Annotated in this window: 1 rRNA gene; it reads right to left on the minus strand. The window is 60.2% G+C overall.

Going from position 1 to position 3,069, the window contains the following annotated elements:
* Positions 1–105: 105 nt before the first annotated feature.
* Positions 106–3,069, minus strand: a 23S ribosomal RNA gene (locus tag LKO27_RS15030); the annotation flags it as partial.

A 3,069-nucleotide genomic window follows, 5' to 3' on the forward strand; every position in this document is an offset into this window, starting at 1 on the left:
AACTGGCGCACTAGAGGTTCGTCCGTCCCGGTCCTCTCGTACTAGGGACAGGCCTTCTCAAGTCTCCTGCGCGCGCAGAGGATAGGGACCGAACTGTCTCACGACGTTCTAAACCCAGCAGGCCGGTTAGTACCAGTCAGCTTCGATCGTTACCGATCGTGCACGTCTGGCCTATCTACCCAGTGGTCTGCTGGGGGCCTTCCACACCATGGTGGTGTGTGGAGACCTGGTCTTGAAGATGGTTTCCCGCTTAGATGCTTTCAGCGGTTATCCGTATCCGAACGTGGCTAACCAGCGGTGCCCCGGGCGGGACAACTGGCGCACTAGAGGTTCGTCCGTCCCGGTCCTCTCGTACTAGGGACAGGCCTTCTCAAGTCTCCTGCGCGCGCAGAGGATAGGGACCGAACTGTCTCACGACGTTCTAAACCCAGCTCGCGTACCGCTTTAATGGGCGAACAGCCCAACCCTTGGGACCTGCTCCAGCCCCAGGATGCGACGAGCCGACATCGAGGTGCCAAACCATGCCGTCGATATGGACTCTTGGGCAGGATCAGCCTGTTATCCCCGGGGTACCTTTTATCCGTTGAGCGACGACCCATCCACACGGGATCGCCGGATCACTAGTTCCTACTTTCGTACCTGCTTGACGTGTCGGTCTCGCAGTCAAGCTCCCTTGTGCACTTGCACTCGCCACCTGGTTACCGACCAGGCTGAGGGAACCTTTGAGCGCCTCCGTTACTTTTTAGGAGGCAACCGCCCCAGTTAAACTACCCACCAGGCACTGTCCCTGACCCGGATCACGGGCCGAGGTTCAGGCGCACGCCACAGCCAGAGTGGTATCTCAACAATGACTCCACCACCACTAGCGTGGCGGTCTCACAGTCTCCCACCTATCCTGCACAAACCATGGCGGACGCCAATACCAAGCTATAGTAAAGGTCCCGGGGTCTTTCCGTCCTTCTGCGCGTAACGAGCATCTTTACTCGTAATGCAATTTCGCCGAGCCCGTGGTGGAGACAGTGGGGAAGTCGTTACGCCATTCGTGCAGGTCGGAACTTACCCGACAAGGAATTTCGCTACCTTAGGATGGTTATAGTTACCACCGCCGTTTACTGGGGCTTGAACTCACCCCTTCACCCCACAAGACAGGGGTTGAGGGATCCTCTTAACCTTCCAGCACCGGGCAGGCGTCAGTCCGTATACCTCGCCTTACGGCTTCGCACGGACCTGTGTTTTTAGTAAACAGTCGCTCCCCCCTGGTCTCTGCGGCCCTCACCCCTAGCAGGCCAGCTGCTTCAAGGTCCGGGCCCCCCTTCTCCCGAAGTTACGGGGGCATTTTGCCGAGTTCCTTCACCACGGTTCACTCGTTCGCCTAGGCATACTCTGCCGGACCACCTGTGTCGGTTTCGGGTACGGGCGGCTTAGACCATCGCGTCGAGGCTTTTCTCGGCACCCCAGGATCACCCTGTTATCCCAGCAGCACACGGCCACCGGTCACCATCACGCCTCACCCCCGCCCCACGCATGAGGCTGGCCCCCGGATTTACCTAGGGACCGGGCTGCGCGCTTGAACAGGCCAAGCCATTAGGCCCGCCGGGCTACCACTGTGCGTCACCCCTGTTAACACGCTTGCCTACCAGCACGGAGGATCCCCAGACCACCAGCCACACCAGCCACACCCACCACACATGGTCAGGTGCGGCCACAATTATGGGCCAGCAGCGTGGGTTAGCACCCGCGCGTCAGCATGGTCGGTCCTTCGCCGGTACGGGAATATCAACCCGTCATCCATCGACTACGCCTGTCGGCCTCGCCTTAGGTCCCGACTCACCCAGGGCGGACTAGCCTGGCCCTGGAACCCTTGGTCTCTCGGCGCTAGGGCTTCTCACCCTAGTCATCGCTACTCATGCCTGCATTCTCACTCCCGCACCGTCCACCCGTAGGTCACCCCCAGGCTTCACCCAGTGCAGGACGCTCCCCTACCACCCCCAACCCCTGCCCAACCACCACAAAGGCGGATTGGGGAGGACCATGTTGGGGATCCGCGGCTTCGGCGGTGTGCTTGAGCCCCGCTACATTGTCGGCGCACGACCACTCGACCAGTGAGCTATTACGCACTCTTTCAAGGATGGCTGCTTCTAAGCCAACCTCCTGGTTGTCTGCGCGACCGCACATCCTTTCCCACTTAGCACACGCTTAGGGGCCTTAGCCGGCGATCCGGGCTGTTTCCCTCTCGACCACGAAGCTTATCCCCCGCAGTCTCACTGCCACGCTACACACCCGCACGGCATTCGGAGTTTGGCTGACCTCAGTAACCCTGTAAGGCCCCTCAGCCACCCAGTAGCTCTACCTCCGCCGGGCAACACGCGACGCTGCACCAAAATGCATTTCGGGGAGAACCAGCTATCACGGAGTCTGATTGGCCTTTCACCCCTACCCACAGCTCATCCCCCCGGTTTTCAACCCAGGTGGGTACGGTCCTCCACGCGCTCTTACACACGCCTCAACCTGGCCATGGGTAGATCACCCCGCTTCGGGTCCATACCGCGCCACTAACAACCGCCCTGTTCAGACTCGCTTTCGCTACGACTACCCCTACCCGGGTTAACCTCGCGACACGGCAATGACTCGCAGGCTCATTCTTCAATAGGCACGCCACCACCCCCACCCCACACAAGGCAAGGCGGGAGGCTCTGACGGCTTGCAGGCGCCCGGTTTCAGGTACTCTTTCACTCCCCTCCCGGGGTACTTTTCACCATTCCCTCACGGTACTCATCCGCTATCGGTCATCAGGAAGTATTCAGGCAACCAAGTGGTCTTGGCAGACTCACACAGGATTCCACGAGCCCCGTGCTACAACGGGAGGGGAGTGAAAGAGTACCTGAAACCGGGCGCCTGCAAGCCGTCAGAGCCTCCCGCCTTGCCTTGTGTGGGGTGGGGGTGGTGGCGTGCCACTAACAACCGCCCTGTTCAGACTCGCTTTCGCTACGACTACCCCTACCCGGGTTAACCTCGCGACACGGCAATGACTCGCAGGCTCATTCTTCAATAGGCACGCCACCACCCCCA

This window comes from Tessaracoccus sp. OS52 (assembly GCF_020687685.1).
In the GTDB taxonomy this organism is placed as follows: domain Bacteria; phylum Actinomycetota; class Actinomycetes; order Propionibacteriales; family Propionibacteriaceae; genus Arachnia.